This window comes from Amycolatopsis methanolica 239, from assembly GCF_000739085.1.
GTDB classification, from domain to species: Bacteria; Actinomycetota; Actinomycetes; order Mycobacteriales; family Pseudonocardiaceae; genus Amycolatopsis_E; species Amycolatopsis_E methanolica.
The window spans coordinates 277,305-290,575 of sequence record NZ_CP009110.1; the positions used below are offsets into that span (position 1 = coordinate 277,305).

12 protein-coding genes are annotated in these 13,271 nt (G+C 69.4%); 5 read left to right on the top strand and 7 right to left on the bottom strand.

Annotated elements, in window-relative coordinates:
* The first annotated feature begins 47 nt into the window (after positions 1-47).
* From AMETH_RS01355 to AMETH_RS37660, 4 genes are all read left to right on the top strand, one after another.
* Positions 48-2,345 (top strand): molybdopterin-dependent oxidoreductase, encoded by a 2,298-nt coding sequence (locus tag AMETH_RS01355; protein WP_017986229.1) that lies wholly within the window; start codon positions 48-50, stop codon positions 2,343-2,345.
* 250 nt (positions 2,346-2,595) lie between these two features.
* Positions 2,596-3,771: a sensor histidine kinase gene (locus tag AMETH_RS01360; protein WP_017986230.1), complete on the top strand. Its 1,176-nt coding sequence runs from the start codon at positions 2,596-2,598 to the stop codon at positions 3,769-3,771.
* Positions 3,768-4,418 (top strand): response regulator, encoded by a 651-nt coding sequence (locus AMETH_RS01365; protein WP_017986231.1) that lies wholly within the window; start codon positions 3,768-3,770, stop codon positions 4,416-4,418. The genes AMETH_RS01360 and AMETH_RS01365 overlap by 4 nt, the downstream gene beginning before the upstream one ends.
* Before the next feature lie 252 nt (positions 4,419-4,670).
* Positions 4,671-5,363 carry a hypothetical protein gene (locus AMETH_RS37660; protein ID WP_156131590.1) on the top strand — a complete coding sequence of 231 codons (693 nt, stop codon included), beginning with the start codon at positions 4,671-4,673 and terminating at the stop codon, positions 5,361-5,363.
* A gap of 934 nt (positions 5,364-6,297) precedes the next feature.
* Here AMETH_RS37660 and AMETH_RS01380 read toward each other — a convergent pair.
* The 3 genes from AMETH_RS01380 to AMETH_RS01390 all read right to left on the bottom strand — a co-directional run bounded on the left by AMETH_RS01380 (position 6,298) and on the right by AMETH_RS01390 (position 8,478).
* Complete coding sequence (locus AMETH_RS01380) at positions 6,298-6,702, bottom strand: SsgA family sporulation/cell division regulator (RefSeq protein ID WP_017986234.1); 405 nt, start codon at positions 6,700-6,702, stop codon at positions 6,298-6,300.
* A 152-nt stretch (positions 6,703-6,854) separates the two neighbouring features.
* Positions 6,855-7,331 (bottom strand): Lrp/AsnC family transcriptional regulator, encoded by a 477-nt coding sequence (locus tag AMETH_RS01385; RefSeq protein WP_017986235.1) that lies wholly within the window; start codon positions 7,329-7,331, stop codon positions 6,855-6,857.
* Between the two features lie 37 nt (positions 7,332-7,368).
* Positions 7,369-8,478 carry a winged helix DNA-binding domain-containing protein gene (locus AMETH_RS01390; RefSeq protein WP_017986236.1) on the bottom strand — a complete coding sequence of 370 codons (1,110 nt, stop codon included), beginning with the start codon at positions 8,476-8,478 and terminating at the stop codon, positions 7,369-7,371.
* Between the two features lie 120 nt (positions 8,479-8,598).
* Here AMETH_RS01390 and AMETH_RS01395 point away from each other — a divergent pair, with 120 nt between their 5' ends.
* Positions 8,599-9,606: a beta-ketoacyl-ACP synthase III gene (locus AMETH_RS01395; protein ID WP_081617642.1), complete on the top strand. Its 1,008-nt coding sequence runs from the start codon at positions 8,599-8,601 to the stop codon at positions 9,604-9,606.
* On the opposite strand, the gene AMETH_RS01400 is transcribed toward AMETH_RS01395, so the two are convergent.
* From AMETH_RS01400 to AMETH_RS01410, 4 genes are all read right to left on the bottom strand, one after another.
* Positions 9,603-11,084, bottom strand: a complete 1,482-nt coding sequence (locus AMETH_RS01400) for an adenylate/guanylate cyclase domain-containing protein (RefSeq protein WP_017986238.1) — start codon at positions 11,082-11,084, stop codon at positions 9,603-9,605. The two genes, AMETH_RS01395 and AMETH_RS01400, sit on opposite strands and share 4 nt — an antisense overlap.
* A gap of 265 nt (positions 11,085-11,349) precedes the next feature.
* Positions 11,350-12,330, bottom strand: coding sequence for a non-homologous end joining protein Ku (ku, locus tag AMETH_RS01405; RefSeq protein WP_017986239.1), 981 nt, complete (start codon positions 12,328-12,330; stop codon positions 11,350-11,352).
* Positions 12,330-12,542 (bottom strand): ATP dependent DNA ligase, encoded by a 213-nt coding sequence (locus AMETH_RS41965; protein WP_323806999.1) that lies wholly within the window; start codon positions 12,540-12,542, stop codon positions 12,330-12,332. The genes ku and AMETH_RS41965 overlap by 1 nt, the downstream gene beginning before the upstream one ends.
* Entirely contained in the window at positions 12,530-13,270 is a 741-nt protein-coding gene (locus AMETH_RS01410) for an ATP-dependent DNA ligase (protein ID WP_323806977.1), read from the bottom strand. The genes AMETH_RS41965 and AMETH_RS01410 overlap by 13 nt, the downstream gene beginning before the upstream one ends.
* Between the last annotated feature and the right edge of the window lies 1 nt (position 13,271).

Consider the following 13,271-nt stretch of genomic DNA (forward strand, 5'->3'; position numbering starts at 1 on the left):
TTGCCATCACACTTTCGCGCACCTTCGTTCCTGGTAGTTGTAGACATATGCGCTTGCGGCCGAGCACCTCGCACTGGGGAGCCTTCTCAGCCGGACTCGACGAGAACGGGCGCCTCCAGGTCGCCGCGCACCCCGAAGACCCGGCGCCGTCACCCTTACTCGGCAACCTGCCGAGCGCTTTGACGGACCCCAACCGGGTCGCTGCGCCCGCGATCCGGCGGGGGTGGTTGGAGCGCGGGCCGGGTCCGGATCCGAAACGCGGTCACGAGGACTTCGTCGAGGTCAGCTGGGACGAGGCCCTCGATCTGCTCTCGGCCGAGCTCCGACGGGTCCGGGCCGACCACGGGAACGAGGCGATCTACGGCGGCTCCTACGGCTGGGCGAGCGCCGGCCGCTTTCACCACGCCCAGAGCCAGTTGCACCGGTTCCTCAACGTCTTCGGTGGTTTCACCTCCTCTCGCAACACCTACAGCAACGGCACCAGCTCGGTGGTGCTGCCACACATCGTCGGCACCGCCAACGATGTCCTGCGCAATGGTTCGAGCTGGCCGACGATCGTGGCGAACACCGAACTCCTCGTGGCGTTCGGCGGAGTCCCCGAGAAGAACGTCTTCGTCACTCCCGGCGGAGTCACCCGGCACCACACCCCCGGGTTCCTCGCCCAGCTCGCCGACCGGGACGTCGAGGTCGCCCTGATCAGCCCACTCCGCGCTGATCTCCCGCAACGGCTGGCCGCGCAGTGGTACCCCGTCCGCCCCGCGACGGACACCGCACTCATGCTCGCGCTCGCGCATACCCTCGCCGCAGAAGGTTTGCACGACCGCCACTTCCTCGACCGTTATTGCACCGGTTACGACGCGTTCGAGCGCTACCTCTTCGGCGCCGACGACGGAACCGTCAAGGACGCCGACTGGGCCAGTGCCCTGACCGGCATATCGGCCGCGGATATCGTCGACCTCGCCCGACGCATGGCCGCCCACCGCACCTTCATCACTGTCACCTGGAGCCTCCAGCGCATCGAGCACGGTGAGCAACCCGTGTGGGCAGCCATCGCCCTCGCCGCCATGCTCGGTCAGATAGGGCTACCCGGGGGCGGCTTCGGCCATGGGTATGGCTCCATGGGAGACAGCGGCGACATCGGTCCGAACTTCCAGGTGCCCTACCTGCCCCAGGGGATCAACCCGGTCAAGCAGTTCATCCCGGTGGCCCGGATCGCGGACATGCTCCTCAATCCCGGCACCCGCTACCAGTACGACGGTGCGGAACGCACCTATCCGGACATCCGCCTCGTGTACTGGGCCGGTGGCAACCCCTTCCACCACCACCAGGACCTGAACCGCCTGCGAGAAGCGTTCGCCCGGCCCGACACCGTCGTCGTGCACGAACCCTTCTGGACCGCCACCGCGCGGCACGCCGACATCGTTCTGCCCACCACCACAGCACTGGAGCGTGAAGACTTCGGATCCGGCCGCCGTGACACCCACCTCGTCGCGATGCACCGGATCGCCGAACCCCGGGGACAGGCCCGGGACGACTACGCGATCCTCGCCGGACTGGCTGCCCGGTTGGGGATCGAGGAGCGGTTCACCGAGGGCCGCACGGCACGCGAGTGGCTCGAGCACCTCTACGGCACCTGGCGACAGCGCCTGGCTGGCAAGGGAATCTTCGTACCGTCCTTCGAGGATTTCTGGGAGGAGGGCGGCTTCCGGTTGCCGAACACGGAGACCGACCGGACGCTCTGGGCCGAATTCCGGGCCGACCCCGTAGCCAACCGGCTCGCAACCCCGAGCGGCCGGATCGAGATCGTCTCCGAGACAGTGGCTTCGTTCGGCTACGACGACTGCCCTGGTCATCCGGCCTGGCTGGAACCGGTGGAATGGTCCGGCGGCGAGCGGGCGGCTCGCTTCCCGTTGGTTCTCATCGCGAATCAGCCCCACACCCGGCTGCACGGTCAGCTCGACGGCGGTGCGGTCAGCCAGGCGGCGAAGGTCGCCGGCCGCGAGGCCGTGCGCCTGCATCCCGACGACGCGGGCCCGCGCGGGATCAACGACGGAGACGTCGTCCGGATATTCAACGACCGGGGCGCTTGTCTGGCTGGAGCCGTGCTCTGCATGGATCTTCGCCCTGGCGTGGCACAGCTGCCGACCGGCGCGTGGTTCGATCCGGCGGGATCCCTGTGCGTGCACGGCAACCCCAACGTGCTCACCGCGGACGTCCCGTCGTCACAACTGTCCCAAGGGTGCACGGGGCAGCACGTGCTGGTCGAAATCGAGCGTTTCGCGGGTGAACCACCTGGCGTTGTCGTGAACCGGCCACCGGTCATCTCGCGCGGACGCGAGATGTAGGTGGAGATGGCGCGCAGGGTGTATCGCATGGGAGCTCCTCGTCAGCGGTTTTGCTTGCACCGCAGCAGATCCGGTGGTTCTCGCGGGCTGCGGTGCCTTCGACGGTACACCAAAATTGAATTCAAACTCTAACCCAATCGATCGAATCTCTCCGGCGACCTTCGCAATATCTGTCTTTTGGTAGATGGTGCTCGCGAACCAGTTCGTGCATTCTCCTATCACCGCCACTTCCGAGCGAGGAGAAGCAGACATGAGCGCCACGACCGTCGGCAGAAGGATCAAGGCAGAACTGGGTTGGCCTGTCCCGGTTCTCGGTGCGGTGTGCGTGGTGCTCGTGGCGATGCCCGTCGGCACCGTGCTCACCACCACGTCTTCGTTGGTGGTTCTTCTCGCTGCGCTGGGCATCGCGATGCAACGCACCCGCAGGCCCGCGGTCACTGCCGCTGCGTCCGGGGTTGCAGCCGTCAGCTCTCTGATGGCGACGTTCTGCGAGGGCGAAGTGGCGGATCGGAGCCTTGCCTCGTGGCTACTGGTGGAGACCGGTTTCCTGCTGTGCGTTCTCGTGCAGGCAGTCCGACAGGCGAGAGGGCGACGTGCGCCGTTCTCCGCCGGATTGCTCATGAGTGCGGTGGTTCTGGCGCCACTGCGGCTCACGGCGGGTTCGCGTGCGTCTCCGTCGACCGGTTCGGCAAGCGAATGGTGTTTCGGCTGGGCGTTGTTGGCAGCGTGCGCCGTAGCGGTTGGTCTGTACCTGCGTTCTCTCGACGAGAAGCGCGAGGAGTCCGTTCACGCGGCTCGCCGTGAGCAACGCGTGCAACTGGCGAGTGACTTGCACGACTGGCTGGGGCACGAGGTGACCGGGCTGGTGCTGGAGGCGCAGGTCGCGCGGCTGCACGGCCGTGCCCCGGGCGATGCGCACCGTGCGCTGGAGCGCATCGAAGAGGCCGGCGTCCGGGTGCTCGACTCGATCGACAAGGCGTTGTGCTGGCTCCGGCAAGGCGATGGTGCGCCCGGAATGGTTGACGTCGAACGGTCTCCGTGGGGTTCGGACCTGCCAGCCCTCGTGCAACGGTTCGAGGCGCTCGGGCCGATGCGAGTGCGGCTGGAGTTGGATGACCGAGCAGAGGACGTGCGTCCCGAGATCGCGCGAACCATCCACCGCTTGGTGCTGGAAGCTCTCACGAACGTCCGACGGCATGCCCCGGAGGCGCGTCAAGTGTCGGTGGCGGTGCGCCGCGACGGTGCACACCTGATCGTCCGGGTCGTCAACGACGGCGTGCGAAGGCAGGGACTGCTCAAGCGGGCTCGGGACGGCGGGTCGGGTTTGCGCGGCTTGGCAGAACGAGTTGCCACGCTGGGCGGGACCGCGTGGGCGGGTCCGGTGGGTCAGGCGGGCTGGGCGGTTCACGTGGTGCTGCCGTCGTGACGGCGATCCGGATTCTCGTCGCGGACGATCAGGAGGTGGTTCGCCGGACTCTGCGGCAGATCTTCGAGGCTGAGGATGATCTCGAGGTGATCGGCGAGGTGGCCGATGGTGATTCGGTCGTGCAACTGGCTCGTGAGTTGCGGCCGGACGTCGTGCTGGTCGACGTCCGGATGCCGGGACGCGATGGGTTGTCGGTGACCCGGGAGCTTGCTGGACCGGAGGTGGCGGATCCACTGCGGGTCATCGTGATCACGACGTTCGAACTCGACGAGTACGCGCGAGTCGCGCTCCAGCACGGGGCTTGTGGGTTCCTGTTGAAGAGGTCCGGGCCTGGTTTGCTGGTCGAAGGTGTTCGCGCTGCCGTGTCGGGCGACATGCTGATCAGTCCGCAGATGACCATGCGCCTCTTCCAGCAGATGTGCCTGCCCGCAGTCCGTGATCGTCGGCCGGCGGCGTTGACCGAACGGGAATGGGAGATAGCGCGTCTCGTCGCGGAGGCGAAGACGAACCTGGAGATCGGCCAGGTTCTGGGAATCACGGTGGGGACGGTGAAAACGCACCTGAGGAGCGTCCAGCGGAAGCTGGGCCTGCGTAATCGGGTCGCGATCGCCGCCTGGGCGTGGGAAACCCGCGTTGAGCGGAGGTGAGAAGTCAGAAGGTAACGAGAGGTTGAGCGAGCACGCGGGGGTGACTACGGACCGCAGGATTGTGCACTTGATCATCACCCGATGGAGTTATCTTAACCCGTGATCAGGGAAAGTGAGAGTCTCTCGGCATCGATCAACTCATCGCGCTGGTAGCTTTTCCCGAGCCGCAGCTGGTTCTGTAGGTGGTCGAGTGACGCCCGGCAAGCGGCGAAGTACCGGGGACAGTCCAGGCCGTGCCGATGGAGGGTGTTGATGGCGCGCACGATCCTGCGTGACAGGTCGGATGACCTCGTGTGGAGCGTGCAACTGGCGGACCGTACGGGAATCGTCGCCGCGAGCGCGCCCAAGCCCGTCGACACCTGCGGAGACGACGCGCCGACGGTTACCGATTTCCCGCCCGTGTCCGGCGAGCTCGCGCTCACCCCGGTGGTTGATTTGCCCGGTGCCGTGGAGAAGCGGCGGCTGCTCCGTCGGGTGCGTCGTAACCTGCTGGTCGCGGCTGCGGCTGTCGTCCTTTTGGGGGTGGGCTGGATTGCGGGCGGCACCTTCGGTTCTGGCGAGGATGCGGGGAGGGCGCCTGCGGTGGCTGCCGGGGTGGTGCCGAACGCCGGTCTTGCCCAGCCGGTGCAACCGGCTCCGAGCACGAGTTCCGCTCCTCAGGCGCCGGTGACCACCCCGCCGACAACGGTTCCGCCGACGGTCAAGACTTCCGCGCCGGTGCAGAAGAAGCCGACCGCAACAAAGAAGACGGCCGTCAACCACGGTGAGGCGCGTACAGGTCCGGTCGAGGACACCAAGGCGCAGGACAAGCCGCTCGGCCAGGCGATCGACGAGCAGATCAAGCAGCTGTTCGAGGTCTGGACGTGGAACCAGATCGACCCGCGCGGTGACTTCGAGGAGAAGCAGGACCGGTCTCCGCGGTCCTACGGGCCGCTCGGTCGCTGAGCCCTCTCGGTCGGTGTCGGCCGAGGAACCGTCCGCGCACGCCGCCTGCGGGGTGTCGGGTTGGTCCTGGGTGCCGACGGGACGGGCGGGTGTGCCGGTGCTTGGATCGGCTGCACAGCATCCGATGCCGGGTGTTCGCCGCGGTTGGGCTGGTGGAAGAGTCGGGGCGGCCGGAACAATGACGGGTGGGCAGAGCGCGGCTGGGACTGGGCCAGGCGGGCAGGCGCGATGGCGCATGTCGCCGTGGGGAGTGGCGACGGGCGAGGCGGCGCAGTGGGCGACGTGGCGGCATGGTGAGGCTGTGACGTGGCGGGGTGGCGGCCGTGCCGCGACGTCAACGGGGCGACGTGGCGGGGCGGCGATGGCGCGCGGCGACGAGGCGGGGCGGCGCTGACGCGGCGGTTGATGACGTCCAGCGGCGCGGCGGCGTGGCCGCGACATGACGCGGTGGCGCGGGTGCCGCGATGTCGATGTGGCGACGTGGCGACGTGGCGGAATGAGGAGACGCGGCGATGCCGTGATGGTGCGAAGCCGTGGTGGCGGCGTGCCGGAGATGGTGAGTTGCCGAGGCGTCGACGTGCTGCGGGTGCTAAGGCGTCGATGTGCTTCGGGTGTCGAGCGTCGACGTGCAGCGGGCGCGGGGGCGTCGGGGTGCCGCGGCGCTTCGGTGCCGACACGCTGCGGCGCAACTCGCCGACGTGCTGAGCTTCGACGTGCCGCCCCGCCGACCCGCCGACTGACCGGGATGTCGAGACGTCGAGACGTCGAGTTGCCGATGCGCGGGGCGTGCCGGGTGCCGACTTGCTGAACTGGCGACTCCTCGGTGCAAACCGGGGCAACTGATCGCGAGACCAGCCGTGCGCCGGGGTGGGGCGAGTCAGCCTGGCTCCTGGAGGCAGCCGGGTGACCCCGGCGCCGCGAGGCGGTGCCAGGGTCAGACGTTCGTGATCTCGTCGATGAAGGCGTCCACGTCGAAGCAGTCGCTCTCCGTGCCCAGGGGGACGAGTTCCGTAGCGGCGTCCAGGAAGCGTTCGACGTCCTCGCGCTCGATCTCGACCAGTGCGTAGCCGTCGGGGGACTCGATCTCCAGGATGAGGATGCCTTCGTCGGTCGACAGGTCAGGCCGGACGCGCACGTCGCCGATGCCGGAGGGCTCCCGCAGGCCCGTGACGAGCAGCTCCCGGGCGAAGGTCCACTCCACCCAACGGCCACGCTCCGTCCGGAACGCGATGTTCACGGCGAACGGCTCGCTCGCGACGTACGACAGTCGAGACAGGACTGGAGCACTGGAGCCGTTGAGTGACACGAACTGGCTCTGGGTGACGGTATCGGTGTTCACGTGCCACCTCTCGCGGTCTTGTTCGCGCTCCCGGCGCGAACGGGTCGGACAGCGATGAGATGTAAGCGGGCGCCGAAAATGATGCGTCGCGGACGAGTTTCACGCGATCGGTTGCAAAATCTTCGAACCTGTAACACGCGGGACCGTCGCGATCAGCCGCCGTTCAGGGGAACGGTCAGGCCCACCTTGACGCGGTCCATCACGACACTCGTCGTGAAGTGCCGCACCTCGCCGTTGTCGAAGAACATCCGGCGCGTGAACGCCTCGAACTCCCCCATGTCCCGGCACTGCACGACCAGGATGAAGTCCGCCGACCCCGTAACGTAGTAGCACTGTTGCACAGCGGAATCAGCCAGCACCTGCTTCCGGAACGCGTCCAGCACCTCCAGCCGCTCGCGCTCCATCTCCACCATCACGATGAACGTCATGTGGACCCCGACCGACGGCGGATCGATGACCGCGACCTCGCGCGAGATCACGCCGGCGTGCCGCAACCGCTTGATGCGGCGCTGCACCGCAGCGGCCGAGAGACCCACCTCGGCGCCGATCGTCTCGGCGATCGTCCGCGAGTCGTCCTGCAGGCGTCGCAAAATCTCGTAGTCGAGTTTGTCCAGGTCAGCGGCGGGCACAACCGCATCGTAACTAAAACCGGGTCGGCGACGCGGCTCACGCAACGGCTGCGAAGCGGATGTCCCAGGCATCTTCGCCGACAGCGAAACGCACCAGCCGCGCCCCTGCGCTCTCCAGCGCATCCCGGTCCTTTGTGGAGAAACGCGCGTACGGCTCGACCTCCAGCGTCGCCCCGGCCCGGGAACGCGCGATCCGCCAGCCGCCGCGCACCAGCCCGTCGACCAGGACCGTCCCGGGGAACACCCCGTTCGGCACCCCGAACACCCGCTTGCGCGCGTCCTCCGGCAGCACGCGAGTCCGGTCGGCGTGCGACAACAGCAGGTTGTCGAACTCGGCGATGAACCGCGGCGGCGCGGGCGTGGCCGGGTCCGGACGCGGCGCTTCGGGCAGGTCGAATACCTCGCGTCCCTGCTCGGTGCGGAACACCCGCAGCTGCGGGCGCAGCCGGTCCACCACCTCGCCGAGCCGCGTCAAGCCGCTCCACGCCTGCACGTCCGCGACGCTCGCCGGCCCGAATGCCGCCAGGTAGCGGAGCACGAGATCGTCCAGCGAGGCGTTCCGCTCCAGCGGACGCCCGAGCCAGTCCTCCGCCGTCGCGAGAGTCGTCCGCCCGCTGCGGCCCCACACCGCACGCGGCGGGACCTGCACGAGCGGGAGCAGGCCGCGGGCGGCGTGCGCGAGCGCCGCCGCCGGCGTGTCCGGCCACACCCGTGCAAGCTCTTTGCCCAGCGCGGCCGGGGTGCGCGGCTCCTCCGCCAGCAACGCGCGCGCCCGCTCCGCGACCGCACTCAGGTCAACCGGGGCAAGCGATTTCTTGTATGTGGCGTTGGTACGCAGGTCGCCGTCGAACAGCGGCTGCAGGAGCGGGCGCAGCCACCGGCAGTCGTCCGCCGTCACCAGGTGCACGGTGCCCCGCATCAACGCGATCCGCACCACCTGCCGGTCCAGCAGGAGCTGCCCGAGCTGCTCCGGCCGGAAACCGTGCAGTCGCGACCACAACCCGTAGTACGGCGGGAACGGCGCCTGTGCCTGAAGTCCGCAGAGGTGCCGGACGGCTTCCAGCGGTGTGAGCTTCGTCCTGCGCAACAGCAGCTGACGGGCGAGCAGAGCCCGGTTCAGCGCGCGCTGCCCCAGCGTGTCCGGCATGGCCGAACCCTAGAACCTACCGGTGACAGTTCCGGTCCGCGTAGTCCTTTCGTGGCCACGTTTTGTGACCTGGAACACAACTCACCGGTCTACCCAGGGGTAGCCCCTACAAGTGATTCCATGCATGACGGACACCACGCGGTCCTTGCCGGGCTGGGAGCCTGGCTGCCGCCGCGGGTGGTGGACAACGACGACCTCGCCCAGCACCTGAACACCTCCGACGAATGGATCCGCGCGCGCACCGGCATCGGCGAGCGCCGCATCGCCGACCCTGACGTGTCCACTGTGGACATGGCGGTCGCCGCGGGCCGCAACGCCTTGCGCAGCGCCGGGTCGGACGCGATCGACGCGGTGGTGCTCGCGACGGCGACACCCGACTACCTCTGCCCGGCCAGCGCGCCGCAGGTCGCCTCGGGGCTCGGGCTCAGCGGGGTCGCCGCCTTCGACGTCAACGCCGTCTGCAGTGGCTTCATCTACGCGCTGGCCACGGCCGCGGGCCTGATCGCCGGCGGTGTCGCCGGCCGGGTGCTCGTCGTCGGCGCGGACGCGTTCAGCCGCTACTGCGACCCCGCCGACCGCACCACCGTCCCGATCTTCGGTGACGGCGCGGGCGCGGTCGTGCTGCGTGCCGGGACCGCCGACGAGCCAGGCGCGCTCGGACCGTTCGACCTGCACAGCGAGGGTGAGAACGCCGGCCTGCTGATCGTCCCGGCCGGTGGCGCGAAGCAGCGCCAGTCGGCCGACCCGCACGACCACTACCTGACCATGCAGGGCACGGCCGTGTTCCGTCATGCCTGCGCGCGCATGGCCGAATCGGCCCGTGCCGTGCTGGAGCGGTCCGGGCTCGGGGTCGGCGACGTGGACCGTTTCGTGGGTCACCAGGCGAACATCCGGATCCTCCAGGCCACCGCCAAACAGCTGGGCATGCCGAACGACCGGGTGGTGGCCAACATCGAGCGCGTCGGCAACACCAGCGCCGCCTCGATCCCGCTCGCGCTGGCCGACGCCTGCGACGACGGTGAGCTCCAGCCCGGCCACCGGGTGCTGCTGACCGCGTTCGGCGCCGGGCTGACCTGGGGTTCGACCCTGCTGACCTGGCCCGACGTCAAGCCGGGCGGCGAGGCCTAGTTCGTCCAGGTCTTCGTTGGCTTGTCCCGTCCGCGCAGCTGGACCGTCTCGTGCCGGGTCCACCGGGCCTGCTCGCCGGATGCCGCCTGGGACCAGAGGGTGTCGCTGGCGAGGATGCGGCCGGGCACGTGCTTCGCGTGCTCGGTCAGCCGCGCCGCTTCGTTCACCGCGTCGCCGATGACCGTGTACTCGAGCCGGCTGCGGCTGCCCAGCTGCCCCGCGAACACCGGCCCCCACGCGACGCCGATGCCCAGGTCCAGCTCGCCCTCCTCGCGAACGGCGTCCCGGATGGCGCGCGCCGCGGACATGGCCGCGGTCGCCGGGTCGGCCAGCCGCGTGGGCGCGCCGAAGACGCACAACGCGGCGTCGCCCTGGAACTTGTTCACCAGCCCGCCGCGGGCATCGACGGCCGACACCACGCTGTCGAACAACCGGTTGAGCTTGCGCACGATCTCCTCGGGCGGCAGCCGGTAAGCCAGGGCAGTCGAGTCCACGACGTCGACGAACAACGCGGCGACCTCCCGCACGTCGCCGCTCAGCGACACGCCGTGCTCCAGGGCGTGCCGGGCGACGTCGATGCCCACGTGCCTGCCGAACAGGTCCCGCAGCCGGTCCTGTTCCCGCAGTCCGGCGACCATGCTGTTGACCGACACCTGCAGCGAGCCGATCTCGCTGGCGTCGTCCACGCGCACCGACACGTCCTTGCGGCCGCGGGTGACGAGGCCGACCGCCATCCGCAACCGGCGCAGCGGCGCGGCGACCGCCCGCGCGAGGAGCGCCGTGCCGATCGCGCCGCTGACGAGCCCGACGATCGACAGCATGATCAGGCTGGAGGTCTCGTCGGCCCTGCCGATGTTCGGTGGCGCGGCGACGATCAGCACGCCGAGCAGCGGGACCCCGCTCGCTACGGCCCAGGTGATCGCGAGCCGGGACAGGACGCTGACCGACACCGCGTTGCGCGGCGGGCTCACCTCGAGCGCGAGGATCAGGATCGGTCGCGCGACCCACTCCGCGGCCAGGTACATCAGGCCGACGGTGAGCAGCCCGCCGAGCCCGACGGCGAGGGTGACGCCGAGGGTGTCGAGCGCGGAGCCGAGGATGCTGGTGAGGGTGCCGAGGATGATCGTGCCGCCGAGCCAGAGGGTGCCGCTGACCAGCGCGAGGTCACGGGGCAGGCGGAGCGCGCGGCGGGCCTCCGGCGGCGTCGGGCGGCGGCCCTGGGCGAACCAGACGGCGGTGCGGCGGTGCAGGATCGCCGTCCACACCGAGCCGACGAGCACCGAGAGCAGGACGTACGCACCGGCGCAGGTGAGCAGGATCCAGTTGCGGTCGCCCATGTCGGCGGGGATGCCCTGCAGGAACAGCAGCAGCCAGACGGCCGCCGCGCCGCACACGCTCGACCCGACGCCGAGGACGACGAAGCCCAGCCCGGTGCGCAGCACCACGCGGAACTTCGCGAGCTGGGCGAACTTCGGCACGGAGTGATCGTATTGCCAGCAGCGGGGAAGGGCGCGTTGTTGCGGTGGTGGATCCGCGGCGGGCCTGCCCGCGCTGGGGGATCGGTGGACAAGGGCCTGCGGTGAGGCTCGGACCGCTGGCGGGTTGGCGGGCAGTGGCGGTCGGACGCGATTCGGCGGCGCCGGGGCGTTCGCGACGGGAGCGGGGGATCGAGTCTGTTCGGGACGGTGGCGGCGCTGCCGATGCGCTCGGCGGTGGACGCCTGCGGACGGAGGAGCTCCCGGGTCAGGAGGCGCGCTTGCGTGAACGGGCCGGCCGCGCGTCGCGAATGGCTTTTTCCAGTTCGGCGCGGTTGAGCTTCGAGCGGCCCTTGATGTCGAGCTCCCGTGCCATCTGGTCCAGCTCCGCCTTGCTCAGCTCGGACAGGTCCGGCTCCGCGGCCTTCCGGGACTTCTTCGGGGCAGCCGAACCGCCCTTCTCCCCAGAGCCCTTGCGCCGCTCGACGCTGCGGGACAGCGCCTCGAACAGGTCGACCACCTTCGTCGGCTCGGCGGGCTCGTCCTCGACCGTCACCGTGCGGCCGGCCTTCTTGTCGTCGATCAGCTTCAGGACGCGCTCGTTGTACTGGTCGTGGTAGTCGTCCGGGCGCCAGTCGTCCGCCATGGAGTCCACCAGCGCGACCGCCATCTCCAGTTCGCGGCCCCGCGGCTCCGCCTTCTCCGGCAGCTTCTTCAGCTCCTTCGCCGGGTTACGCACGTCCTCGGCGAACAGCAGCGTGTCCAGCACCAGCACACCGTCGCCGGCTCGGACCGCGGCGATATGTTCCTTGCCGCGCATCACGAAGCGGGCGATGCCGGCCTTGTTGGTGTCCGCCATGGCCCGCCTGAGCAGCCCGTACGCGCGCCCGAACTCCTCCTTCGTCGGCGCCAGCCAGTAGCTCTTCTGGAAGTACAGCGGGTCGATCTCGTCGAGGTCGACGAACGACTCGATGTCGATGGACCGGGACCGGCCGGGCGCGATCTGGTCCAGCTCCTCCTGCTCGACCAGCACGTAGTCGCCGTCGCCGAGGTCGTAGCCCTTCACGATGTCCTCGTAGGCCACCTCCTCGCCGGTCCGCTCGTTCACGCGCTTGTACCGGATCCGGTCCGACGTGCCGCGCTCGAACTGCCGGAAGTGCACGGTGTGGTCCTCGGTCGCGGAGTACAGCTCGACCGGCACCGTCACCAGGCCGAAGTTGATCGCACCGCTCCAGATCGCTCGCGCCATCACGCCTCCCGGACCACTTCGGTAGCCGACTTGTCGACACGCACGCCCGTGAACAGAGGATGCCGCAGCTTCCCGTCGCCGGTCCACTCCGAAAACCGCACCTGCACCACCACTTCCGGCTCGACCCAGCGCGGCCCGCGCTCGGGGACCGGCTCGTCGAACGGCGACCGGCGGCGCTCCAGCCCGGTCAGCGTGCCGGTCAGCTCACGCAGCGTGGACTCGCTGTAGCGGCGCCGACCTTGCCCGCGTACCGCAACCGGCCGCGGTCGTAGTAGCCGACCAGCAACGCGCCGAACCCGGTCCGCGCCCCACCCGGCGCGCTGAACCCGCCGACGACGAACTCCTGTTCCTTGACGCACTTGAACTTCAGCCAGTCGGTCGTCCGCCCGGACCGGTACGGCGCGTCCGCCCGCTTCGCGATCACGCCCTCCCAGCCGCGCGCGCACGCGTGGGCGGAGTACTCCTCGCCGGTGGTGTTGCGGTGCGTGGCGTACCGTAACACCCCGCCCCAGTCGAAAGCCTTGCGCAGCAACTGTTTCCGTTGCCGCAGCGGCAACCCGGTCGTGTCGTGGCCGTCGAAGGCCAGCAGGTCGAACAGGTACAGGTGCACCGCGACCCCGGTGGCCTCGATGCGCCGCCGGTCGGCCAGGTGGATGCGTTGCTGCAGCCGGGCGAAGCTGGTCTGGTTGCCGTCGAAGGCGACGATCTCGCCGTCGGCGACGAAGGAGGAGGCGCCCGATCCGGCGAGCGCCTCCCCGAGTTCCGGGTATCCGGCGCTGATGTCGTTGTGGTTGCGCGACCACAGCACGGGCCGGCCGCCGTCGCGCGAGCAGATGGTGCGAACCCCGTCCAGCTTGCGCTCGAACAGCCAGTTCTCCCTGGAAAACGGCTGCTGGGTCAGCGTCGCCACCATCGGCGCGCGCCACCCGGGATCAGCCATG